Genomic DNA, 22,033 nt, shown 5'->3' on the forward strand with positions numbered 1-22,033 from the left:
TTGCCAGCGATGGCGGCACGTCAGGCACACCGAGTCGCAGCTTTCGCCAGCAAGCCGGCTCCTACAGGGGCGTACCAATCACTTGGATTTGCGGAAGTGCGGAATCACTTTCTCGCCAATGTTTTTCAGGGTCTCCAGCTGTGCCCACTGCGGCACGGTGCCCATCTGGCAGATGAACAGGATTTCGTCGGCGCCGGCATCGATCAGGCGCTGCACGTAGCCGATGCAATCCTCGACGGTGCCGTAGGCGTGGTTCGGGTTCATCATCGCCATGGTCGGGTCGGAGAAGTCGACACTGACTTCTTCGGAAGCGAAGCGCGACTTGATCACGCTCTGGCCATTGCCATCGACGAAGGTGTCGTCCTTCCACTTCTCCGGGTCCGGACGCTCGCCACCACCGTACCAGTAGCCCAGGGATTCCATGAAATAACGCTGACCACGGATACCGATGCGGCGCGCCTCTTCGTTGTCGTCCAGCACGATGGCCGGGCACAGCGCGGCGATGTGACGGTTAGGACGGAAGCCCACTTGCTTCTTCTCATCGCGGTTGTCGTAGGCCGTGTGATACACCTCGACCTTCTTGGCGATTTCTTCCGGGCCACCGAAGCCCAGTACCAGGGCGCCCATGCCACGACCGCCGGCATTTTTCAGCGACTCGGTGTTGGTGCATGCCAGGTACATCGGCGGGTGCGGATCCTGGTAAGGCTTCGGATGGATCGGACGCTTGGGGATCTGCACGAAGTCGCCGTTGTGCTCGATCTCGTCCTGCACGAACATTTTCGGGATCAGGTACATCATCTCGTCGATTTGCGGCTGCAAGGTCGCCAGGTCGTAGCCGAAAGTGCCGGCTTCCTGCTGGGTGCCGCCCTTGCCCACACCAAAGTGCACACGGCCCTTGGACAGCAGGTCGAGGGTAGCGATGCGCTCGGCGACTTTCACCGGGTGGTTCATCGCCGGTGGCAGGCAGACCACGCCGTGGCCGATGCCGATGCGTTCGGTTTTACCGGCAACGAAAGCCAGCATGGTTTCCGGTGCGGACATGTGCGAATAGTTGCTCAGCGCCGTGTGCTCAACACACCAGAAGGTGTCGAAGCCAAGCTTGTCGGCGAGTACAGCCTGCTCGACGGTGTCTTCAAAAATCTTGCGGTCGCCTTCGCGACTGGAGTCCACCGTCTGGGCTTCGTAAATCAGGGAAAATTTCATGGTTGATCCTTGTGCTTATTTGGATGCGCAGTCGGCGCCGTAGACCTTCGCCTTACCGCCAATGCTCGTGCATCGGCGGGGCGCTCGAATCACGCAAACGGACTAGCCGATTTGTACTGAAGGGTCAGAGGAAAAAGTCGCTGCTGTCCTGGCCCATGCTCACCCCGCCGAGGTTCCAGGCGTACTTGGCCGGACTGTTGGCGACGTGGGCGCGACCGGTGTGAATGTCGCGGAACGCACGGTTGATCGGATGGCTGCGGAAGATCGTCGAGGCGCCGCTGTTGAACATCAGATCGCCAGCGGCCTTGGCGCACTTGTCAGCCACCAGAGCCGAGTCGTAACGCATCTTCACTCGCTCGGGCATGCTCAACGGCTCGCCCTTCTGCGCACGCTCCAGCATCAGGGCGAAGTTGCGATGCAGCACGGTCTTGCACTCGTCGACGCAAACCATGGCGTTGGCCAGTGACGTTTGCGCAGCCGGGTCCTGGACCATCTTGCGACCGTCATTGACCCCGACCCGGGCGCGGTTGTGCTCGACAAACTGATCCACCGCGCCTTGCAGGGCACCGATGGCGGACGACGACACCGCACGCACGAAAATCTGCCCGAACGGCAGGCGGAACAACGGTGCTGTGTTCACCGCATTGCCCGGACTGTTCTGCATGAAACCGTCGAACGCGCGATGGGTGCGGTACTCGGGAACGAAGGCGTTTTCCACCAGAATGTCGTGGGAGCCAGTGGCTTCCAGGCCCATGACGTTCCAGTTGTCGAGAATCTGATAGTCACTGCGCGGCACCAGGAACGTCCGGTAATCCGGCGCCCCGCCCGCCTCTGCCGGCGGTACCAACGCACCGAGGAACGCCCAGTCGCAATGCTTGCTGCCGGAAGAAAAACCCCAGCGTCCACTCAATTTGAAGCCACCGTCGACCCGCTCGACCTTACCCACTGGCATATAGGAAGAGGAAATCAGCACACTGGAATCACTACCCCAGACATCCTGGGCCGCGCGATCGTCGAACAGCGCCAACTGCCAGTTGTGGATCGCCACCACTCCCAGCACCCAGGCCGAGGACATGCAGCCCTCGGCGAGGGTCATCTGTACGTCGAAAAAATCCTTGGGCTCGAGCTCATAGCCTTCCCAACGGGACGGTTGCAGGATGCGAAAGAACCCGGCGTCCTGGAAATCCTTCAGGGTTTCTTCAGGCAACTGGCCGGCTTGCGCGGCGTTCAGGGCGCGTTCACGCAGGATCGGCACCAGCTCGCGGGCACGTTGGCTCAGACGCTGGCGAATCAGGTCTTGGTTGAGCATTTTTATTGTTCTCCTTTGTTCACCCCATCCGCCGGGGCGCGCGTGCAGCGGGGCGGGTGTAGCGCCCCTACACTGGCATTCAAACAATGCGCAACGCAGGGGACATCCCTCAAACGGACCATGTGGTTTTGGGGAACAGGTATCAGGGGGGCATCTGAGAGGGATGTGTTGGGTGACAGGCTGTCTTCGCTCGCGCATTGGGCCCTGGGTTTTACTCGGGACTTGTGGCAACTGAAGATCCCTGTGTGAGCGGGCTTGCTCGCGAAGGCTTTGCATCAGGTGATGATTATTTTGTAGGTGTACATATCCGTTGCTGCGGTAACGGCCAAATAAGGCTCCGCCCTTACGGCGGGTCACTTTCGAAGAGCGCGAAAGTAACCAAAGCGCTTTGCCCCTTTCGTTCGGTGCCTCGCTGTGGCTCGGCATGCCCTCGCTCCGGTCCTGCTCCGTGGGCCCGCCGCCATCGGCCATCCATGGCCGGGGGGTGGCTAACCCGGCATCCATGCCGGGTTGCCCACTGCGCAGAACCTGCACTCGGCCTCTCGAGGGGGCGCGCACCGCAAAAGCCAAACCGAGGCGGCCTACCGGCCGGCCTGATCGTGAGGTTGTACACGGCTCCCTGTAGGAGCCTGGCTTGCCGGCGATGACGCCACACCAGCCAACCCTGCTGCACCTGAAACACCGCCATCGCTGGCAAGCCAGCTCCTACAAGGATTGAGTGCGTCTGAAAGAGATTGGGCGGCTGGTAGGCCGCCATCGCTGGCAAGCCAGCGCCTACAGTTTGGCCGGGCATGTCTGCAAGAAATTGGTCGGCCGGCAGGCCGCCTTCGCGAGCAAGCCCGCTCCCACAAAAGAGCAAAGGCAGAGCGGCGTACACCCACGCTCCTCACCACTCATCAGGCCGAGCGTTAGCTCGCCTGCAGCTCTTGATCTTGATCCACCCGCCCCCTCGGGAGGCTGAGCGGAGGTGTTCATCCGGGGATGGGCGCGCAGCGCCGTTCGACGCAGTCGAACTCATCGCATGTAGGTGCCAGCGAAGCCAACCGGAGGGCGATGCCCCCGGATGAATGCCGGAGCGAAGGAACCCCGAGCCTAAGCGAGGGGCCGTACGCCAGGGGCGAGACCTTTTGGTTCCTTTTGGGGCGTTTGCCAAAAGGGACTCGCCGTAAGGGCGAAACCATAAGCCGCCGTCACCGCAGCAACGGATATGTACTCAATCAACCCGGCAGCCTGGTCGGCCCAGAGGCCGCCAAGGCCTAGTCCCCTCGGACGATGTTACAGATAGACGTCAGAGCAAGAATCCATCGCACTACCCAACCAACAAAAAGGCCCAGTGCGATGAACGACGCCAACCTCAAAGCCGACATGCTCCAGGCCATGCGCCGCCTGGCCAAGTCCGTCACCATTATCAGCACCAGCAACGGCTCCGAACGCTTCGCCATGGCCGCCACCGCGGTCGACTCCCTGAGCACCGAACCGCCATCGCTGCTGATCTGCGTCAACAAGACCGCCTCGCCCCACGCCGCACTCGCGACCGGCGCCGACTTCTGCGTCAACATCCTCGGCGTCGAACAACAAGACCTGGCCAACCTGTGCAGCGGCGCGATCAAGGGCGAAGCACGCTTCGACCGTGGCAACTGGCTGACCAGCCCAGGCGGCATTCCTTACCTGGGTGACGCACAGTCGGCGATCCTCTGCCGCCAGGACGGCCACTTCAGCTACGGCACCCACACCGTATTCATCGGTCGCATCCTGCAAATCCACACCACCGCCGAGATCACCCCGCTGGTCTACCTCGACGGCAGCTACACCACCACCGCCAAACCAGCACCTTCTCTCGCTGCTGCTGGCTGAGGCCCGAACATGGACAGCCTGAACCGGTTGACGGCGTTGCGAGTGAACAGCGCCGACCAGTTGCCATGGGATGAGCGCTGCGACTTGCTGATCGTCGGGTTTGGCGGTGCCGGCGCCTGTGCCGCCATCGAAGCCAGCACTCGCGGCCTGTCAGTACTCGCCCTGGATCGCTTCGAAGGCGGCGGCGCCACCGCACTCAGCGGCGGCGTGGTGTATGCCGGCGGCGGTACGCCGTATCAGCGTCAGGCTGGCTATGAAGACACCAGCGACGCCATGTTCAACTACCTGCGTCAGGAAGTCGGCGAAGCCGTCAGCCACGCGACATTGCGCAATTTCTGCGACGGCAGCCGCGAGCAACTGGCCTGGCTGGAGCGACAAGGCGCCGCCTTCGAAGCCAGTGTGCCGCCGCACAAAACCTCGTACCCGAGCGACCAGTACTACCTCTATTACTCCGGCAACGAAGCCGTGCCGGCCTACGCCGCCAGCGCCAAGCCGGCACCTCGCGGCCACCGCACCAAAGGCCCGGGCATGTCCGGTGCCAGCCTGTTCGCCCCGCTCAAGGCCAGTGCCTTGCGCCACGGTGCACGCCTGCGTAGCCAGTGCGAAGTGCGGCGGCTGGTCCTCGACCTCGACGACAAGGTCCTCGGCGTCGAAGCCTGGCAATTGCCGCCGGGTAGCCGCGCAGCCAAAAAGCACGCGCGTCTGTCACGCTGGGCCGCTGCCATTCATATGTACGCTCCGGCGTTGGCCGACTGCTTGCGCGCCCGTCAGCGGCGCATCGAACAGACCAGCGCCATTCGGCAACTGATTCGCGCCGAACAGGCGGTGCTGTTGAGCAGCGGCGGTTTTATCTTCAACCGCGATCTGGTGCGCCAACACGCGCCGCAGTACCTGGCCGGTTTGCCGCTGGGTGCCACCGGGTGCAATGGCAGCGGTATCGCCCTGGGCCAGAGCGCCGGTGGCGACGTGGCGCGGATGGACAAGGTCAGCGCCTGGCGTTTCATCAACCCGCCGTTGGCCTGGGCCCGGGGACTGATCGTCAATGCTCGCGGACAGCGTTACGCCAACGAAGAAATCTACGGCGCGACCCTCGGCCACGCCATGGTCGAGGAACAGGAAGGCCGCGCCATCCTGATTCTCAATCGGGCGCTGGTTCGAGAAGCACTCAGTCAAGTCGGTCCGGGCAAGGTGTGGAATTTCCAGCGCCTGCCGGTGCTGCTCAACCTGGTGTTCAACGCCAAGCGCAGCGCCAGCCTGGCCGGGTTGGCCAAGCGCTGCAACCTGCCGCCGGAACTGCTGCGCCAAAGTGTCGAACGCTATTCCCGCGCGGCACGGGGTGAGGTCGCCGACGAGTTCGGCAAGTCCGCCGCGATGCTCGCCAACCTCGACCAGGGTCCGTGGTACGCCCTCAACCTGTCCTTTGACAGCAAACTCTTCCCCTGCCCGGTCATCACCCTGGGCGGGCTGAAGGTCTGCGAGGACAGCGGTCGGGTGCTGGACCACGCCGGCCAGCCAATAAACGGTCTCTACAGCGCCGGCCGCAATGCGGTCGGGGTCGCCTCCAACCTGTATGTCTCCGGCCTGTCACTGGCCGATTGCATTTACTCAGGTCGCCGGGCAGCTGCCCACGCGGCCGACCAATTCGCACTTCAAACCGCACGATCAGGAGAACAACAATGCAACGTGTAGAAGGCAAAGTCTGCATCATCACCGGCGCCGCCAGCGGCATCGGTCGCGAAGACGCCCTGCTGCTGGCCCGCGAAGGCGCCAAGGTGGTACTGACCGACCTCAATGAAGAGGCCGGTCGTCAGGCCGCTGCGGAAATCGGCGCCAATGCGCTGTTCATCCGCCACGACATCGCCAGCGAAAGCGACTGGCAACACGTGATCAAAACCACCGTCGAACACTTCGGCCGCCTCGACGTTTTGGTCAACAACGCCGCGATCCTGGCCCTGGGCAGCATCGAAGACACCCCCCTGGAGCTGTGGCAGAAGGTGCAGAAGATCAACGGCGAAGGCTACTTCCTCGGCTGCAAGTACGCGATCCAGGCCATGAAGGAAACCGGTGGCGGCTCGATCATCAACATGTCGTCGGTCGCGGCGTTGGGCGCCATGCCGATGTTCTGCGCTTACTCGGCCTCCAAAGGCGCGGTGGCGGCGATGACCCGTTCCATCGCCCTGCACTGCAAGCAACAGGGCTACCGCATCCGTTGCAACAGCGTGCACCCCGATGGCGTGAACACACCGATGACCCAGGCCCTGGCCGGTGGTCAGCCAATCCCGCAGGAAGCTCTCGACCAGGACCCGATGAACCGTATGGCCGCGCCACGGGACATTGCCAACGTGGTGCTGTTCCTCGCCACCGACGAGTCGCGATTCGTCAACGGTGCCGAGATCCGCGTCGACAATGCCCAACTGATCAGCGGGCTCTGAGGTCGAGGTGAATATGGGCACGCAACAACAGAACCTGACCCCGGCTGAATCGACGACGGGAAGCGTCTCATTGCAAGTGTGTGCGGTGATCGACGAGACCGCTGACGCGCGCTCGCTGGTGCTGGACGTACCGCCAAACCTGCGTGAGCGCTTTCACTACAAACCGGGCCAGTTCCTGAGTTTTCGCGTGCCCTTCGCTGGCAAATTGTTGACCCGCTGCTACTCCATGGCCAGCTCGCCCCTCGCGGATGCGCTGCCCAAGGTCACGGTAAAACGGGTCGACGGTGGCCGGGTGTCGAACTGGATGAACGAAGTCCAGGTCGGCGACTGGCTGGAAGTGCTGCCACCGGCCGGGCTTTTCTGCCTGGACCCGCAGGCAAACAGCGAAAAGCCCCTGGTCTTGTTCGGTGGCGGCTCGGGCATCACCCCGGTGTTCTCCATTCTCAAGTCGGTGCTGCACAGTAGCCGGCGGCCGATCAAATTGATCTACGCCAACCGCGATGAAGCGTCGGTGATTTTCAAGGACGAGCTGTGCCGGTTGATCAAGGCGCATCCTGATCAACTGCACGTGGTGCACGTCCTCGATTCGGTGCAGGGGTTCCTGACGGACCATCAGGTCCGTCATCTGCTGCGCGGATCGGCCGGCGGCGACTACTTCATCTGCGGGCCGGGCCCGTTCATGGACACCGTGGAACGCACCTTGCTGGCGCTGGGTGAGGCGGCCGAACACATCCATGTCGAACGTTTCGTCTCACCGCCAGACCCTGACGAACTGCTGGCCGAAGAAGCCCTCGCCCGCGAGGCCGCGATGGGTTCCCACTGTGAAGCATTGATCGTCGAACTCGATGGCCAGCAACACGAAATTGCCTGCCAGCCGGGTGACACCCTGCTGCAAAGTTGCAAGGCTGCCGGGCTGGACGTGCCGTCATCCTGTGAAGAAGGTTTCTGTGGGGCCTGCATGTGCGTGGTCAAGGAAGGTGAGGTTCAGCTGGCGCGCAACGATGTGTTGAGCGCAAAAGAACTCGCCGACGGCTGGACACTGGCCTGCCAAAGCCGCCCGACCGGGGCGAAGGTACGCCTGAAATTCCCGGATTGATATTCAGGACAAACACTGTACCTGTGGCGAGGGGGCTTGCCCCCGTTGGGCTGCGAAGCGGCCCCAAAATCTCGAAGCGACGACTGCTTCGCAGCCGAACGGGGGCAAGCCCCCTCGCCACAGGTTTCCGCTGTCCGACCAATATTGGCCTTAGTCTCAACGGACGATCACCCAGGCCCGGTCTGCGGTTAGACTCGGCCACAGCATTAGCCCACAACAATAAAGAGGTGCAGTTATGGCTCGTTTGCAGAATAAGGTCGCGGTGGTCACCGGCGGCGCTTCGGGGATCGGTCTGGCCTGCGTGCGCCGTTTCGCGGCCGAAGGCGCGCAAGTGGTCGGGCTGGACATCGGCAGTGCACCGGCGGACTTTCCCGGCCTGTTCATGACCCTCGACGTGCGCGACGAAGCGCAGGTGCAACAGGTCATGCAAGAAGTCATCAGCCGCTTCGGGCGCATCGATGTACTGGTCAACGCCGCCGGCGTCGCCGACCAGGGCAGCGTGACCCAGACCACCACCGCCAACTGGCAACGGGTGATGGACATCAACCTGACCGGCAGCATGCTCACCAGCAAGTACGCGCTGGCGTCGATGGTGGAACAACGCGGCGGCTCGATCATCAACGTCGGTTCGATCTTCGGCCTGCAAGGTTGCGACGGCAACGTGGCCTATAACGTGTCCAAGGGCGGCATCAACCAGCTGACCCGCTCGATGGCCATCGACTACGGCTACGCCAACGTTCGCGTCAACGGCCTGTGCCCGGGCCTGATCGAAACGCCGATGACCAGCATGGTCCGTGACAATGATGCGTTCCACGCGTTTTTCGCCTCGCAGCACATGCTCAACCGCTCCGGGCAACCGGAAGAAGTGGCCAACGTCGCGCTGTTCCTGGCCTCCGACGAAGCGTCCTTTGTCAGCGGCCAGATGATCGCCGTGGACGGCGGTTTCTCCGCCGGTCGCCGTTTCGCCCCGCCCGCCCAGTAATTCGCAATCCGGCCGGGCGCCCTGCCCGGCCTACTCCCTTTTTCGTACATGTCTTCTAACCGGGGAGGCCCCATGCCGCCTGTCGCCACCGCACTGACCATTGCTCAACTGTTCGCCAACGCTGCCCAGGCCTACGGCGACCGCCCGGCCATCGAGGACGCGGGCCACGTCATCAGCTACCGACAACTCGACCAACTGCGCCGCCAGGCTGCCCGCGCATTGCTGGCCCTCGACGTACAGGTCGGGGACCGCGTGGCGATCTGGGCGCCCAACGTGTGGGAATGGATCGTCGCCGCCGGCGCCCTGCAAAGTGTCGGCGCGGCCCTGGTGCCGCTCAACACCCGGATGAAGGGCAGCGAGGCCGGCTACATCCTGCGCGAAAGCGGCACCTGCGTGCTGTTTGCCATCGGCGAGTTCCTCGGCGCGGACTACCCCGGCATGCTGGCCTCGGAAGACCTGCCTGAGTTGCGCCACATCGTCAGCCTGCGCGGCGCCAATTCGGGCACCCTGGCGTGGGAACGGTTCATGGACCTGGCGGCCGACGTGCCGCACCTGGCCCTGCGCACCCGCGAACAGAGCGTTGGCCCGCAGGCCTTGTCCGATGTGCTGTTTACTTCCGGCACCACCGGCAAACCCAAAGGCGTGATGACCAGCCACGGCCAGAACCTGCGCATCGTGCGCGACTGGAGCGATATCGTCGGTTTGCGCGAGAGCGATCGCTACCTGATCGTCAATCCGTTCTTCCATTCCTTCGGCTACAAGGCCGGCTGGCTCGCGGCGCTGATGCGCGGCTGCACCATCCTGCCGCAGCAGGTGTTCGACGTGCAGGCCGTGCTCGAATGCGTGCAGCGCGAACGCATCACCGTGTTGCCCGGGCCACCGACGTTGTATCAGTCGTTGCTGGCCCATCCGCAACGCAACCAATTCGACCTCAGCTCCTTGCGCGTGGCGGTGACCGGGGCGGCAGCGATTCCGGTGGAGATGATCCACCGCATGCGCGACGAACTGGGCTTCGCCACCATCGTCACCGCGTACGGCCTGACGGAAGTCTGCGGTTTCGCCACGATCTGCCGCTCCGGCGACTCGGCGGAACGGGTCGCCAACACCAGTGGCCGGGCCATGCCTGGCGTAGAAGTGCGCTGTGTCGGCAACAACGGTCGCAGCCAGCCGGCCAACATCCCCGGCGAAGTGCAGATTCGCGGCTACAACCTGATGCAGGGTTATCTCAATAACCCCGAAGCCAGCCAGGAACTACTCGACGCCGACGGCTGGCTGCACACCGGCGACATCGGCATGCTCGATGAACAGGGTTACCTGCGCATCACCGACCGCCTCAAGGATATGTTCATCACCGGCGGCTTCAACGTATATCCGGCGGAGATCGAACAGTGCCTGCTGACCTATCCGGGCGTGGCCCAGGCCGCGGTGATCGGCATTCCTGACGAGCGCATGGGTGAGGTGGCAATGGCGTTCCTGCTGCCCGCGCCAGGCATCGAGATCGAGCAGGCACGCTTCCTCGCCTGGTGCCGTGAGCAGATGGCCAACTACAAGGTGCCACGCCGGGTCCAGGTGCTGCAGAAGATGCCGATCAATGCGGCGGGGAAAGTGACCAAGAATGTGTTGCGCGAGTGGGCATTGCAGCCAGTCGGTTAATCGCAATCCAAGTCGGAGGATGTCCTCGGTTTTCGCGTCCGACACCGATCAACTGTGGGAGCGGGCTTGCTCGCGAAGGGGTCATCAGCCTCAACATTATTGTTGACTGACATGCCGCTTTCGCGAGCAAGCCCGCTCCCACAGGTATTGTGTTTGTCTTACTTAATCTGAGTCAGACCACCCGCGCCGGATGCTGCTGGCGCGGATCGCCAAGCATGGCGCGATGGGACGGTGGCTGGCGGCCTTCGGCTTCGCTGATGCCATAGCCGGGGGCGATTTCGGCGGTGATCAGGGTCTGCCCGGACAACGCCATCAACTGCGGATCATTGAGCAAGGCATGGATCACCCGCCCGTTGAATTGCGGGGTTTCGGCGTGGGCCAGAAACGCCTGGTACTGCTCGCCATGCTGCTCGCCGGCAATCTTCGTGCGTTCGGTCAGTTGCGGGCCAAGCCACAGCGACAGCGCCGCCACGCCCTGCCCTTCGAAATCGATCGCCATGTCGGCCGCCAGCTTGTCGACGCCGGCCTTTTGCGCACCATACGCCGGGCCGTGCATGTAGCAGCCGGCGCCGAATGACGAAGTGAAGCAAATCAGCCCCTGGGCACTTTTCAGCAACAGCGGGGCCGCGTAGTAACTGGCGATGTAGGCCGAGCGCAGACCGACGTCGAGAATGCGCACCAGTTCCAGCGGTTTGGCCCAGAACGGCCCCGGTTCGATCAACTGGTCATGGATGAACGCGGCGTTGTTCACCAGCAAATCCAGATGCCCGCATTCCTCTTCGACCTTCGCAAACAGTGCCTGGACCTGCGCGTCATCGGCGTGATCACAGACCACCGCGATACCGCGCCCACCGGCGGCGGTGATCGCGGCGGCGGTGTCCTCCAGCGAACCGTTCAAGGCATGTCCGTACAAATTCGACCCGCCTTGCGCCGGGGCACGGCCAGTGACATACACCGTCATGCCCGCCGCCCCAAGGGCCAGGGCGATACCCTGGCCCACTCCGCGACTGGCGCCGGTAACGACAGCGATTTGTTGACGTGGCTGATTCATTCGACACTCCCGAACAAGGTTTTGGCCGAAGCGGTTTCGCTCTGGCGCTTGATGTGATTGGCCGCCAGGTAACCGAAGGTCATGGCCGGACCGATGGTCGAACCGGCACCCGGATAGGTACGGCCCATCATCGAGGCGGCGCTGTTGCCGATGGCGTACAGGCCGTTGATCGGTTCTCCGTCCTCGTGCAGCACGCGGGCATGCACGTCGGTCAGCAGGCCACCCTTGGTGCCGATGTCGCCGGCGTCGATGCGCACCGCGTAGAACGGCCCCTTGAGCAATGGCGCCAGGCACGGATTGGGTTGTACGTTCGGGTCGCCGTAGTAGCGGTCGAACAACGAGTCGCCCTTGTGGAAATCCTCATCGACGCCCTGCACGGCCATGCCGTTGAAGCGTTGCACGGTGCGGACCAGCCCGGCACCGTCGACGCCGATTTTCGTCGCCAGTTCTTCCAGGCTCGACGCCTTGTGGAAGTAGTCGCGCAGGTGTTCGGGCAATTGCCAATCGCGCTGGGCATAACCCGGCAGCAAGGCGCCGCACGGGTATTTGCGGCGGAACTCGGCGTCGAACACCATCCAGCACGGCACGCTCGCGGCGCCTTCGCGGTTGTTGGCGTACATCGCGTAAACGATGTCGGTATAGGGTGCAGCTTCATTGACGAAACGCTCACCCGCCGCGTTGACCATCACGCACCCCGGCAGGGTTCGTTCGACAAACAACGCACGTTGCTTTTCTTCGCCCTTGACGTAAGTGGTCGGCGCCCACCAGCTGTGCTCCATCAACGCGGTCCGCGCGCCGATGGCCTGGCCGGCGCGAATGCCGTCGCCGGTATTGTTCGGCGGCGTGGCGCTCCAGCTCGCCTGGGACGGTTGCGGCAGATACTGCTCGCGCATCGCCTGGTTACGTTCGAAACCGCCGGCGGCAACGATCACGCCGTAGCGCGCCTTGACGTTGAGCACCTGGCCGTTGCGATTGACCCGCGCCCCGCCGACCCGGTCGCCGACCAGCAGCAATTCTTCCAGCGCACAGTTGAGCCACAGCGACTTGCCGCGATCCTGCAACGAACAGCGCAAGGCACCGATCAGGGCATTGCCCAGGGTCAGGAAACGGTCGCGGCGGGACAAGCGCCGCCCTTCGCGATCACGCCAGTAGCGCCACATCACCCGCAGGGTCAGGCGCAACCAGCCAGGGCCGCGGCACAGCAACACTTGCGCCTCTTTCATGGTCATCGCCATGCGCCCCATCATCAGGGTGCCGGGGGACGGTGCGCGCATGCGCAAGAATTCTTCGCCCAGTTCGGCGGCATCGAACGGTTGCGGATCCATCGAGCGATAGCCCGGTTTGCCGCCTTCGACTTCCGGGTAGTAGTCGGAGTAACGAGGTTGTGCCTCGAAGCGCACCCGGGTGTGTTGCTCCAGGTACTCGACCATTTCCCGCCCATGCTCGACGTAGGCTTCGATGCGCCCGTCGTCGATCTCGCCGTTGGTCACGGCGCGGATGTAGGCGATCGCTTCGGCTGCCGAATCACTGCCGCCGATGGCGCTGATCCGGTGGTTGTTGGGGATCCAGATCCCGCCGCCGGACACCGCCGAGGTGCCGCCATATTCGCCGCTTTTCTCGATCAGCAGCGCATTCAGGCCCAGGTCGTGAGCGCGCAGCGCAGCGGTCATGCCCCCTGCTCCCGAGCCAATCACCAACACATCACAGCACTCGTCCCATTTGATCCCGGCAGCGTTCATGCGATCACCCTTGTTCAGCGCCCATCAGGCAGAAACCGCCACCGCCGGATCTTCGCCCGGTGCAGTCGGTCTCGGGATTGTTCGCCGCAGACGCCGGGTGTTCATCGTCCGATAAGACTAAGGAGAGGCCCGCTGCCACCCCATGAACCTGTAGGAGCCGGCTTGCTGGCGATGGCGGCGCATCAATCAACACTTATGAAATCTGACACAACGCTATCGCCAGCAAGCCGGCTCCTACAGCGATCCGATGTTTGCTGTTCCCCCGTACAAATCGCTTAGTCCGCTTGGACGATGTTGCGCGCAAGTCGTGACTCCATAGTCGCCCACAGCACCAACAATCCCCCTGAAATGCAGGTCGGTCAGGTCTGACCTGGGCCATGAGGACGACATGATAAAAACAATAATCGCCCCACCAACACAGCACCCTCGTACACAGCTTGTTCTATTGATGCTGGCTGGCGGACTAAGCGCTCACGTTAACGCCATGAGCTTCCAGCCAAGCGAAGACTTGAGCATCGACTGGGACACCACACTGACGTACAGCCTCGCCTGGCGGACCGAGGCTCGCGATCACAAACTGACCGCCAATGCCAACGGCAACGACGGCGACAACGCGTTCGACAAAGGCAGCCTGATCAACAACCGCAGCGGCTTTCTCACCGAAGCCAACATCAAGTGGCAAGACAACTACGGCGTGTTTGTCCGGGCGACCGGCTTCTACGACAACGTCTACGATCAGGACAACGACAACACCACCGGCACCTCTAACTGCTTCGCCGGTGGCCATTGCAGCCAGCCTGACCGATTCTCCCAGGACACCATCGACCAGCATCGCAATGAACTGCGCATGCTCGATTACTACGCCTATGGCACCTGGGACCTGAGCGGCCACGCCCTCAACGCGCGCCTGGGTAACCAGGTGGTGAGCTGGGGTGAGAGCCTGTTCTATCCGGGCATTTCCGCGGCCCAGAGCCCGGTGGACGCGACCAAGGCAACGACCCCGGGCGTCGAGGTCAAGGAAATCCTGCTGCCGGTCGGCCAACTGTTCACCCAGTTCGCCCTGACCGAAAGCCTGGGTATCCAGGCCTACTACCAGTACAAGTGGGAAAAGACCGAGCTGTTCGGCGTGGGTAGCTACTTCTCTACCACCGACTTCATCGATGAAGGCGGCTTCAACGACGCCTCCGGTTTCGTCACCCGCCTCAAGGACGACAAGCCGAGCGACAGCGGCCAGTACGGCCTTGCCTTCACCTACGCCGCCGCGTCGCTGAACAACACCGAGTTCGGCATCTACTACTCGCGTTACCACGACAAGACCCCGTCGCTGGACTTTGCGTCGACCCTGGGCCGCTACCAGGTGCGCTACTTCGACAACATCGACCTGTTCGGCGCGAGTTTCGCCACCGTGCTGGGCGACGTTAGCTGGGCCGGTGAAGTCAGCTACCGCGACGGTACGCCGGTGATGGTCGACAACGGTTTCTCCAGCCCCGTGCGTGGCAAGACCGTGCAGGCGCAGTCGTCGATGATCTACGTGGTTGGCCCGACGTCCTTCGCCGACAACACCACCCTGACCGGTGAGGTGGTCTACAACACCGTCGTCAGCAACGACAAGTCGCAGCCAGTGACCCTGGCGCCGGGCTTCTCGCTTCCGGGCACCGACAGCCTGGTCTACGACCGCGAGGCATGGGGTTACACGGTTCAGGCCAGCTTCGATTACAACGACGTGTTCAGCGGCTGGGACATGTCGGTCCCCATCACCTACAGCACGGCCTCCCACGGCGACAGCTCGATGGTCGGCTCGATCAACTCGGGTGAAGGCGACGACCGCGCCAGTATCGGCAGCTCATGGCGCTACCTGGGCAACTTCACCGTCGAGGCCCGCTACAACGCCTACCTCGGCAACGCCAACAACAGCCCGTTGGCCGACCGCGACAACGTCGCGCTCAACTTCAAGTACCGGTTCTGATTCCCCAATCGGAGGAGCACAGCATGTCCAGATTCACCCAAACATTATTGAGCACCGCGCTGACCGTCGGCCTGCTCGGCAGTGGCCTGGCCTACGCCAAGGTCGGCCCCGAGGAAGCCGCCCGCCTGGGCCAGGACCTGACCCCGATGGGCGCCGAAAAAGCCGGCAACGCCGATGGCAGCATCCCGGCCTGGTCCGGCAAATGGCGCGGCCTGCCACCGGGACTCAAATACGCCGGTCCCGGCACACCGTACCCGGACCCGTACGCCGCGGAAAAACCATTGTTCGTGATCGATTCGAAGAACATGGACAAGTACGCCGACAACCTGAGCGATGGCCAGAAAGCGTTACTTAAACGCTACCCTGACACCTTCAAGATCCCGGTGTACCCGAGCCACCGCGACTTCCGCCTCGATCAGAAGCTGGAAGACCTGATCAAGAAAAATGCCGTCACTGCCGAACTCGACAATGACAACAACGACACCAAGAACGCTTGGGGTGCTTCGCCGTTCCCGATCCCGAAGAACGGCAGCGAGCTGATGTTCAACCACACCTTGCAGGGACGCGCCAACACGGAAGAGGCCAACTACGGCCAGGCCGTGGTGTACTCCAACAAGGAAAAGGTACTCGAAGAGGTCAACTACAAGATCTACTCGATCTGGTCGAGCCCGGACAAAACCCTTGAAACGGCCAACGGCGTACTCACCAACTTCCTGATCACCACCCTGGAACCGGTGCGCAAGAAAGGCGAGATCGTCGTCGGTCACGAGTTCATCAACCCGACCGCCGCCCCGCGCCAGGCCTGGCAGTACAGCCCGGGTCAACGCCGGGTACGTCGCGCACCGACCGTGGGCTACGACTCGCCGACCGGCGCGGGAGGTTTTCGCGTGTACGACGAAGACCGTTTGTTCAACGGTGCGCCGGACCGCTACAACTGGACCATCGTCGGCAAGAAAGAGATCTACATTCCATACCACAACTACAAGATCGACGACCCGAGCGTAACGGCCGAGCAGATCCTGGACACCACTGGCCACATCGATCCGCAGTACATGCGCTACGAAAAACACCGCGTCTGGGTCCTGCAGGCCACCCTCAAGGAAGGTGCCCGCCACGTCTACGCCAAGCGCGTGCTGTACCTGGACGAGGACACCTGGTCCGCAACCATGGCCGACAACTATGACAGCCGCGGCCAGTTGTGGCGCACCAACATGCAGACCTCGATCTACGCCTACGAGATACAGCGTTACCACGCTCGCCTCGGCATCTACCACGACCTGATCGCCGGCTCCTACCTGGTTGACCGCATGCTGGTCGATCAGAAACCGGCCAAGCTCAACGCCACCGCCTTCACCGAAGACGAATTCACCCCTGGCAACCTGCGCAAACTCGGCACCCGCTAAAACCATGACGCCCCGGCCGATTCATTCGGTCGGGGCGTTATGCTTTGTAAAATCCGCTCCTTCCATGGAAGACTCCCTCGATGAACAAATTCCTAACCGGCGTCATCGCCATGGCCAGCGTTGGCCTGTCGGTGCATGCCAATGCCTTGAACATCCTGCTGACCAACGACGACGGCTGCCGCGCACCCGGCATCGACGCGATGTACCGCGCCCTGACTGCCGCCGGGCACAAGGTCATCCTGGTCGGCCCGTTGAACGACAGCAGCGGCATCAGCGCCGCCAGCGTGGTCGTACCCGGCCAGGCCCTGGCGGTGACCGAACTGGCGCCAGGCAAATTTTGTGTCGGGCCGCCAGAGGGCTACACCCCGCCTGCCGGCAAGACCTCTGCTATCGGTACGCCAGTGGATGCGGTCAACGTCGGCCTCGACGTGATCCTCAAGGATTCGCCGCCGGACCTGGTGGTGTCCGGCAGCAATTTTGGTGAAAACGTCGGCCCGTTGACGCAGATGTCCGGCACCCTCAACGCTGCTGTACGGGCGATGTTCAAGGGGATTCCGGCGGTGGCGGTGTCCACGGGTATCGACATGGACCTGATCATCCGCGACCAGCAGGCCGGCTACCGCAAGACCCTGGGCGCCATGGACGACACGGCACGCTTTGCGGTGAAGGTGATCGAGCAGGCGAGCCTGGCCGGCACCGAAGCCAGACAGGCCTGCGCCAAAAATAAACATCAGTGTGATTTGAACGTGCTCGGCCTGCCGGGTGTCAGCGGCTTGAACCTCAACTACCCGCCACTGAAACCCGAGGAGGTCAAAGGCGTGAGCTTTGCGCCGATCGGCAACTGGGACCGCGTGAACTTCACCTCGCAGCGCGGCACCGACGGCGTGGTCCACGTCAACCTGGCCGCTCCTTCGACACCGACCCAAGCCCAGCAAAAGGCCGATGCCTATCAACTGTGGCAAGGCCACGCGGTGATCACCGTGATCGACGGCAACATGACCGCGCCGCAGGCGATGCAGGATCAGGCGAAGAAGATGTTGCGAGGCATCAAGCCTTAAGCTGAATCTTTGGGACCACACTGACCTGTGGCGAGGGGGCTTGCCCCCGTTGGGGCGCGCAGCGGTCCTAAAATCAGTGTTCGCGTTTTTTCAGTGAGAACGCATTCGCCGATTTTACGACTGCTACGCAGCCGAACGGGGGCAAGCCCCCTCGCCACAAAAGCTCGCTCCCACAGGTTTTTGTGTTGCCTTCAGTCTGCTGGTTGAAACGGCACAAACTCGGTCACTTCCAGATCAAACCCGGACACGGCCTTGTACGGCACCGGCGAGCTCATCAGGCGCAATTTGCGTACGTTCTGGTCGCGCAGGATCTGCGCGCCGATGCCCAGGGTCCGTTGCGGAAACTGTGACGCCAAGTGCTTGCCTGCGTTGCGCTGACGCAGTTGTTCGAGCACGCCCTCGGCGGTTTCCTTTTGCGCCAGCAGCACCAGCACACCGCTACCGGCCGCCGCGATACTGGCCAGCGAACGCTCCAGGGTCCACTGTTGCGGCCCGCCTTCGCGTTCACACCCCAGAACGTCACGCAACGTCTCGATGCTTTGCACCCGCACCAGCACCGGTTGCGTGCTGTCGATCCGGCCCTTGACCAGCGCCATGTGCAACGAGCCCTGGTAGGTGTCCTGATAGGTGGTCACCTGGAACTCGCCGTGGCGGGTATGCAATGGATATTCGCCGCCGCGCTCGATCGTGCCTTCATGGAGGATGCGGTAGTGAATCAAGTCGACGATGGTGCCGATGCGCAGGCCATGCCGCTGGGCGAACTCATGCAACTCGGCACCACGGGCCAGTTCGCCGTCTTCGTTGAGAATGCCCACCAGGGTTGCCGCCGGTTGCAGCCCTGCCAGTCGCGTCAGGTCGCAGGCCGCCTCGACATGCCCGGCGCGCTGCATCACGCCACCGGGCAAGGCCTGCACCGGGAAGATATGCCCCGGTTGCACCAGGTCCGTAGGAACGCTGGCCGGGTCGACCGCCACCTGGATCGACCGCGCCCGGTCCGCCGCCGAGATGCCCGTGGACACTCCGGTGGCGGCTTCGATCGAGCGGGTAAAACCCACGCCATGTTGTGCCCGGGAATTGGGCACCATCAGGTCCAGGCCCAGCGCACGGCAGCGCTGCTCGGTCAGGGCCAGGCAAATGAGCCCGCGCGCCTGCACCGCCATGAAGGTGACGGCCTCGGCCCCGGCCTGTTCGGCGGCCATCAGCAACGAGCCTTCGCCGTTGTGTTCGTCGTCGGTGATCACCACCATCTGGCCGGCGCCAATGGCCTCGATCAGTTGCGGCACCGTGTTGAAGACCAGGCCGTTCATTTGAGTGCCCCGCGCAGGTCGGCCGCCGCATCGGACAAGGCATGTGCCGCCCCTTCGACAAATGCCGCCATGCTGATAAAGCCGTGGATCATGCCGTCACAACGCTGTACCCGCACTGGCACGCCGGCCTCGCGCAGGCACTCGGCCATTGCCTCGCCCTCATCGCGCAACGGGTCGAATTCGGCGGTAATCAGGGTCGTCGGTGGCAATCCGACAAGGCTCTCGGCGCGCAACGGCGAGGCCAAAGGATCATCCGCCTGCCCGACGTCTTGCAGATATTGCTGCCAGAACCAGCGCATCATCCCGGCGGAAAGCAGATAGCTCTGGGCAAAGTCTTCAAAGGACTGAGAGTCGCAACCGGCGTCGGTTACCGGGTAAAACAGGCACTGATAGCTGATCTTCGGCCCCTGGCGTTGTGCCGCCAACTGACTGACCGCCAGCGCCAGATTGCCCCCGGCACTGTCACCGGCCACAGCCAGCCGGCTGCCATCGACGCGCAGTTCAGCCGCGTGCTCGACCAACCAGCAGGTGGCCGCATAACAATCGAGTGGCGCTGCCGGGAATGGGTGCTCCGGGGCCAGTCGGTAGGCGACCGATACCACCACCGCTTCGGTCTGCCGGGCCAGCGAGCGGCAAAGATTGTCGTGGGTATCGAGATTGCCCATGAGGAATCCGCCGCCGTGGAAAAACACCAGCAACGGCAGGTTGGGCTCTTCCGATGGCCGGTACAGCCGTGCATCCAGTTCACCGTCCGCGCCAGCTACTTTCAGGTCGCGAACCTCGCTCATCGGATCGCCGGGAATGGCCGGCAGCAGATTGTCGGAGAATTGCCGGTACTGGGCGGCATCGACCTGGCTGAAATCGGGCTCCGGGATGTCGCGAAACTGCTGGAGTACTCCAGCGATCTGCTTATCGAGCGGCATGGGCATCGTCCTCTACGTCAGTCATTTGAAACTGCGGATTGGTTTCTCCCAGGATGCTTTGCAGACGGCGTTCAAGGGCCGGTTTGAAACTCTTGTGGGGCAGGATCCAGAAACGCTTTTGCGCGACGGCGGCGAACACTTGCGCGGCCAGTTCCGCCGGGGTCATACCCTGGCGAACGGTACTGTCGAGCAGTTGACTGAAGTCGGATCCGGCGGTGCCCACTTCCTGGTTCGACGCCATGATTTCACTGGCCACCGGCCCCGGGCACAGTACCGAAACCGACACCGGTGCACCCAGCATGGCGAGTTCGTAATGCAGGGTTTCCGAGAGCGCGACCACGGCCTGCTTGGTCACGTTGTACGGTGCCATCAACGGACTGCTGACCAGCCCGGCAAGGGACGCCGTGTTGATCACATGGGCTACCCGGCCCTGACTGAGCAGCAGCGGCACAAAGCTGCGAATGCCGTTGATCACGCCGTTGAGGTTGACGTTCAGTATGCGCTGCCATTGCGCCTCGGTGATTTCCCAGCTGAAGCCGGTTTGCATCACCCCGGCGTTGTTGAACAGCAGGTCGACCCCGCCAAAGTGCTCGACAGCCCGATCACGCAAGTGCTCGACCTGCTTCATATCGCCGACATCGGTGACGCAGGCAATCGCTTGCACACCGCGGGCCTTCAATTCGTCGCACAGGGCTTGCAGGCCCGCTGCATCCCGATCCGCCAGCACCAGGCGCATGCCCAGCGTCGCCGCGTGTTCGGCCAAGCCTCGACCAATACCACTGGCGGCTCCGGTAATCACCGCTACCGGCCCTTGTTCATTACTCATCGCCTACTCCTGCCATGGGTCCAATGTCGCCAGTAGAGCGGGCCAACCAAAAGCAGCCATCGTCCATTCAGACGATGCCCGCTTTTACAGGGCCGGCAGAATCCGTTACATGCACCAAACCCGTGATCCCTTGGGAGAATAATAAGATGAGTACCCTGCACCGCATCGAAGCCAAACTGCTGGAAGACCGCTACGCCCGTGGCTGGCATTGCCTGGGCCTGGCCGCGCAATACCGCGACGGCAAGGCTCACCGCCTGGAGGTGTTCGGCACCCGTCTGGTCGCGTTCCAGGGTGAAGACGGCGAACTGCATATTCTTGATGGCTACTGCCCGCACATGGGCGCGGACCTGAGCACCGGTTGCGTTGAAGGCAACTCGATCCGCTGCCCGTTCCACGCCTGGCGCTGGGGCGCCGATGGCGTGTGCGATGACATTCCTTATGCCAAGCGCATTCCGCCACGGGCCAAGATCAAAAGCTGGCCGATCATGGAAGAAAACCAGCTGCTGTTCGTCTGGAACGACCCTGAAGGCAACCCGCCGCTGCCGGAACAACGCATTCCGCGCATCGACGCCTGCTACAGCGACGAATGGGCGGCGTGGGAAGTCGCCGAGCTGCAGATTGGCACCAACTGCCGCGAACTGATCGACAACATCGCCGACATGGCGCACTTCGGTACTGTGCACGGCGCGCCGGTCGAAGAATTCATCAATATTTTCCAGGGCCACCTGGCCACCCAGATCATGCGCGCCCGCAGTGAGCGCCTGTCCGGCGACAGCGTGTTGACCACCGAAGCCACCTATTTCGGCCCGGCCTATCAGATCACCGAAATGAACGGCGCCATGAACGGCCAGCCGATCAATTCGATCCTGCTCAACTGCCACGTGCCGATCGACCTGGACAGCTTCACCCTGCGCTATGGCGTGCTGGTGAAGAAGATCCCGGGGCTCAGCGAAGAGCAGAACCAGGCGATGGCCAAGGCCTACGTGGCGCAGGCGCAGGCAGCCTTCTACGAAGACGTGGCCATCTGGCACAGCAAGACCCGCGTCGACAACCCGCTGCTGTGTGACGGCGACGGTCCGGTCTACCAGTTGCGTCGTTGGTACGAGCAGTTCTATACCGATGTGGAAGCGCTGTCGGCCGACGTTGCCGAACACAAAAAGTTTGTCGTGCGGGCCAGCGAACGGGTCTGACGTCAGCGGCTTTTCGCCCGCCCCGGGCCTGACCGGCAGCC

17 protein-coding genes are annotated in these 22,033 nt (G+C 62.9%); 10 read left to right on the forward strand and 7 right to left on the reverse strand.

Annotated elements, in window-relative coordinates; translation table 11 throughout:
* Nucleotides 1-78: 78 nt before the first annotated feature.
* A complete protein-coding gene (locus QMK54_RS21215) occupies nt 79-1,203 on the reverse strand; it encodes an LLM class flavin-dependent oxidoreductase (RefSeq protein WP_110661851.1) in 1,125 nt (374 codons plus the stop codon).
* Nucleotides 1,204-1,327: 124 nt separating this feature from the next.
* Nucleotides 1,328-2,512, reverse strand: a complete 1,185-nt coding sequence (locus QMK54_RS21220; protein ID WP_110661850.1) for a flavin-dependent monooxygenase — start codon at nt 2,510-2,512, stop codon at nt 1,328-1,330.
* A 1,338-nt stretch (nt 2,513-3,850) separates the two neighbouring features.
* Between QMK54_RS21220 and QMK54_RS21225 the strand changes: the two genes are divergently transcribed.
* The 6 genes from QMK54_RS21225 to QMK54_RS21250 all read left to right on the forward strand — a co-directional run bounded on the left by QMK54_RS21225 (nt 3,851) and on the right by QMK54_RS21250 (nt 10,529).
* On the forward strand, nt 3,851-4,366 hold the full coding sequence (locus QMK54_RS21225) for a flavin reductase family protein (RefSeq protein WP_110663281.1): 516 nt from the start codon (nt 3,851-3,853) through the stop codon (nt 4,364-4,366).
* Between the two features lie 9 nt (nt 4,367-4,375).
* Nucleotides 4,376-6,055 (forward strand): FAD-binding protein, encoded by a 1,680-nt coding sequence (locus QMK54_RS21230; protein ID WP_320401282.1) that lies wholly within the window; start codon nt 4,376-4,378, stop codon nt 6,053-6,055.
* Complete coding sequence (locus QMK54_RS21235) at nt 6,043-6,798, forward strand: glucose 1-dehydrogenase (RefSeq protein ID WP_320401283.1); 756 nt, start codon at nt 6,043-6,045, stop codon at nt 6,796-6,798. Before QMK54_RS21230 ends, QMK54_RS21235 begins: the two co-directional genes overlap by 13 nt.
* Nucleotides 6,799-6,811: 13 nt before the next feature.
* Nucleotides 6,812-7,894 carry a ferredoxin--NADP reductase gene (locus QMK54_RS21240; RefSeq protein ID WP_110661735.1) on the forward strand — a complete coding sequence of 361 codons (1,083 nt, stop codon included), beginning with the start codon at nt 6,812-6,814 and terminating at the stop codon, nt 7,892-7,894.
* Nucleotides 7,895-8,129: 235 nt separating this feature from the next.
* Entirely contained in the window at nt 8,130-8,876 is a 747-nt protein-coding gene (locus QMK54_RS21245) for an SDR family NAD(P)-dependent oxidoreductase (protein WP_110661736.1), read from the forward strand.
* 72 nt (nt 8,877-8,948) lie between these two features.
* Nucleotides 8,949-10,529 (forward strand): FadD3 family acyl-CoA ligase, encoded by a 1,581-nt coding sequence (locus QMK54_RS21250; RefSeq protein ID WP_320401284.1) that lies wholly within the window; start codon nt 8,949-8,951, stop codon nt 10,527-10,529.
* 172 nt (nt 10,530-10,701) lie between these two features.
* Here QMK54_RS21250 and QMK54_RS21255 read toward each other — a convergent pair whose 3' ends face one another.
* Together QMK54_RS21255 and QMK54_RS21260 are read right to left on the reverse strand one after the other, a co-directional pair.
* Nucleotides 10,702-11,580 (reverse strand): SDR family NAD(P)-dependent oxidoreductase, encoded by an 879-nt coding sequence (locus tag QMK54_RS21255; protein ID WP_110661166.1) that lies wholly within the window; start codon nt 11,578-11,580, stop codon nt 10,702-10,704.
* Nucleotides 11,577-13,319, reverse strand: a complete 1,743-nt coding sequence (locus tag QMK54_RS21260; protein WP_320401285.1) for an FAD-binding protein — start codon at nt 13,317-13,319, stop codon at nt 11,577-11,579. Before QMK54_RS21260 ends, QMK54_RS21255 begins: the two co-directional genes overlap by 4 nt.
* 448 nt (nt 13,320-13,767) lie before the next feature.
* Between QMK54_RS21260 and QMK54_RS21265 the strand changes: the two genes are divergently transcribed.
* The 3 genes from QMK54_RS21265 to surE all read left to right on the forward strand — a co-directional run bounded on the left by QMK54_RS21265 (nt 13,768) and on the right by surE (nt 17,746).
* The gene (locus tag QMK54_RS21265) at nt 13,768-15,285 is read left to right on the forward strand and encodes a DUF1302 domain-containing protein (protein WP_317851685.1); all 1,518 of its coding nucleotides are present in this window, start codon (nt 13,768-13,770) and stop codon (nt 15,283-15,285) included.
* A gap of 23 nt (nt 15,286-15,308) precedes the next feature.
* Nucleotides 15,309-16,688 (forward strand): DUF1329 domain-containing protein, encoded by a 1,380-nt coding sequence (locus QMK54_RS21270; RefSeq protein ID WP_320401286.1) that lies wholly within the window; start codon nt 15,309-15,311, stop codon nt 16,686-16,688.
* An 80-nt stretch (nt 16,689-16,768) separates the two neighbouring features.
* Nucleotides 16,769-17,746 carry a 5'/3'-nucleotidase SurE gene (gene surE, locus QMK54_RS21275; RefSeq protein ID WP_320401287.1) on the forward strand — a complete coding sequence of 326 codons (978 nt, stop codon included), beginning with the start codon at nt 16,769-16,771 and terminating at the stop codon, nt 17,744-17,746.
* Nucleotides 17,747-17,937: 191 nt separating this feature from the next.
* Here the strand turns inward: surE and QMK54_RS21280 are convergent, their stop codons facing one another.
* The 3 genes from QMK54_RS21280 to QMK54_RS21290 are packed head-to-tail and all read right to left on the reverse strand — an operon-like array spanning nt 17,938 to nt 20,802.
* Nucleotides 17,938-19,053 (reverse strand): 3,4-dihydroxy-2-butanone-4-phosphate synthase, encoded by a 1,116-nt coding sequence (locus tag QMK54_RS21280; protein WP_320401288.1) that lies wholly within the window; start codon nt 19,051-19,053, stop codon nt 17,938-17,940.
* On the reverse strand, nt 19,050-19,976 hold the full coding sequence (locus QMK54_RS21285) for an alpha/beta hydrolase (RefSeq protein ID WP_320401289.1): 927 nt from the start codon (nt 19,974-19,976) through the stop codon (nt 19,050-19,052). The genes QMK54_RS21280 and QMK54_RS21285 overlap by 4 nt, the downstream gene beginning before the upstream one ends.
* Nucleotides 19,963-20,802, reverse strand: coding sequence for an SDR family NAD(P)-dependent oxidoreductase (locus QMK54_RS21290; RefSeq protein ID WP_320401290.1), 840 nt, complete (start codon nt 20,800-20,802; stop codon nt 19,963-19,965). The genes QMK54_RS21285 and QMK54_RS21290 overlap by 14 nt, the downstream gene beginning before the upstream one ends.
* A 146-nt stretch (nt 20,803-20,948) precedes the next feature.
* Here QMK54_RS21290 and QMK54_RS21295 point away from each other — a divergent pair, with 146 nt between their 5' ends.
* Nucleotides 20,949-21,992: a Rieske 2Fe-2S domain-containing protein gene (locus QMK54_RS21295; RefSeq protein ID WP_110661781.1), complete on the forward strand. Its 1,044-nt coding sequence runs from the start codon at nt 20,949-20,951 to the stop codon at nt 21,990-21,992.
* Nucleotides 21,993-22,033 lie beyond the last annotated feature (41 nt).

This window comes from Pseudomonas sp. P5_109 (genome assembly GCF_034009455.1).
In the GTDB taxonomy this organism is placed as follows: Bacteria; Pseudomonadota; Gammaproteobacteria; order Pseudomonadales; family Pseudomonadaceae; genus Aquipseudomonas.

What these genes read in the sequence shown, in the direction of transcription:
- QMK54_RS21215 (WP_110661851.1), bottom strand. Translation starts at nt 1,203, where the DNA reads ATGAAATTTTCCCTGATTTACGAAGCCCAGACGGTGGACTCCAGTCGC.
- QMK54_RS21220 (WP_110661850.1), bottom strand. Translation starts at nt 2,512, where the DNA reads ATGCTCAACCAAGACCTGATTCGCCAGCGTCTGAGCCAACGTGCCCGC.
- QMK54_RS21225 (WP_110663281.1), top strand. Translation starts at nt 3,851, where the DNA reads ATGAACGACGCCAACCTCAAAGCCGACATGCTCCAGGCCATGCGCCGC.
- QMK54_RS21230 (WP_320401282.1), top strand. Translation starts at nt 4,376, where the DNA reads ATGGACAGCCTGAACCGGTTGACGGCGTTGCGAGTGAACAGCGCCGAC.
- QMK54_RS21235 (WP_320401283.1), top strand. Translation starts at nt 6,043, where the DNA reads ATGCAACGTGTAGAAGGCAAAGTCTGCATCATCACCGGCGCCGCCAGC.
- QMK54_RS21240 (WP_110661735.1), top strand. Translation starts at nt 6,812, where the DNA reads ATGGGCACGCAACAACAGAACCTGACCCCGGCTGAATCGACGACGGGA.
- QMK54_RS21245 (WP_110661736.1), top strand. Translation starts at nt 8,130, where the DNA reads ATGGCTCGTTTGCAGAATAAGGTCGCGGTGGTCACCGGCGGCGCTTCG.
- QMK54_RS21250 (WP_320401284.1), top strand. Translation starts at nt 8,949, where the DNA reads ATGCCGCCTGTCGCCACCGCACTGACCATTGCTCAACTGTTCGCCAAC.
- QMK54_RS21255 (WP_110661166.1), bottom strand. Translation starts at nt 11,580, where the DNA reads ATGAATCAGCCACGTCAACAAATCGCTGTCGTTACCGGCGCCAGTCGC.
- QMK54_RS21260 (WP_320401285.1), bottom strand. Translation starts at nt 13,319, where the DNA reads ATGAACGCTGCCGGGATCAAATGGGACGAGTGCTGTGATGTGTTGGTG.
- QMK54_RS21265 (WP_317851685.1), top strand. Translation starts at nt 13,768, where the DNA reads ATGCTGGCTGGCGGACTAAGCGCTCACGTTAACGCCATGAGCTTCCAG.
- QMK54_RS21270 (WP_320401286.1), top strand. Translation starts at nt 15,309, where the DNA reads ATGTCCAGATTCACCCAAACATTATTGAGCACCGCGCTGACCGTCGGC.
- surE (WP_320401287.1), top strand. Translation starts at nt 16,769, where the DNA reads ATGAACAAATTCCTAACCGGCGTCATCGCCATGGCCAGCGTTGGCCTG.
- QMK54_RS21280 (WP_320401288.1), bottom strand. Translation starts at nt 19,053, where the DNA reads ATGAACGGCCTGGTCTTCAACACGGTGCCGCAACTGATCGAGGCCATT.
- QMK54_RS21285 (WP_320401289.1), bottom strand. Translation starts at nt 19,976, where the DNA reads ATGCCGCTCGATAAGCAGATCGCTGGAGTACTCCAGCAGTTTCGCGAC.
- QMK54_RS21290 (WP_320401290.1), bottom strand. Translation starts at nt 20,802, where the DNA reads ATGAGTAATGAACAAGGGCCGGTAGCGGTGATTACCGGAGCCGCCAGT.
- QMK54_RS21295 (WP_110661781.1), top strand. Translation starts at nt 20,949, where the DNA reads ATGAGTACCCTGCACCGCATCGAAGCCAAACTGCTGGAAGACCGCTAC.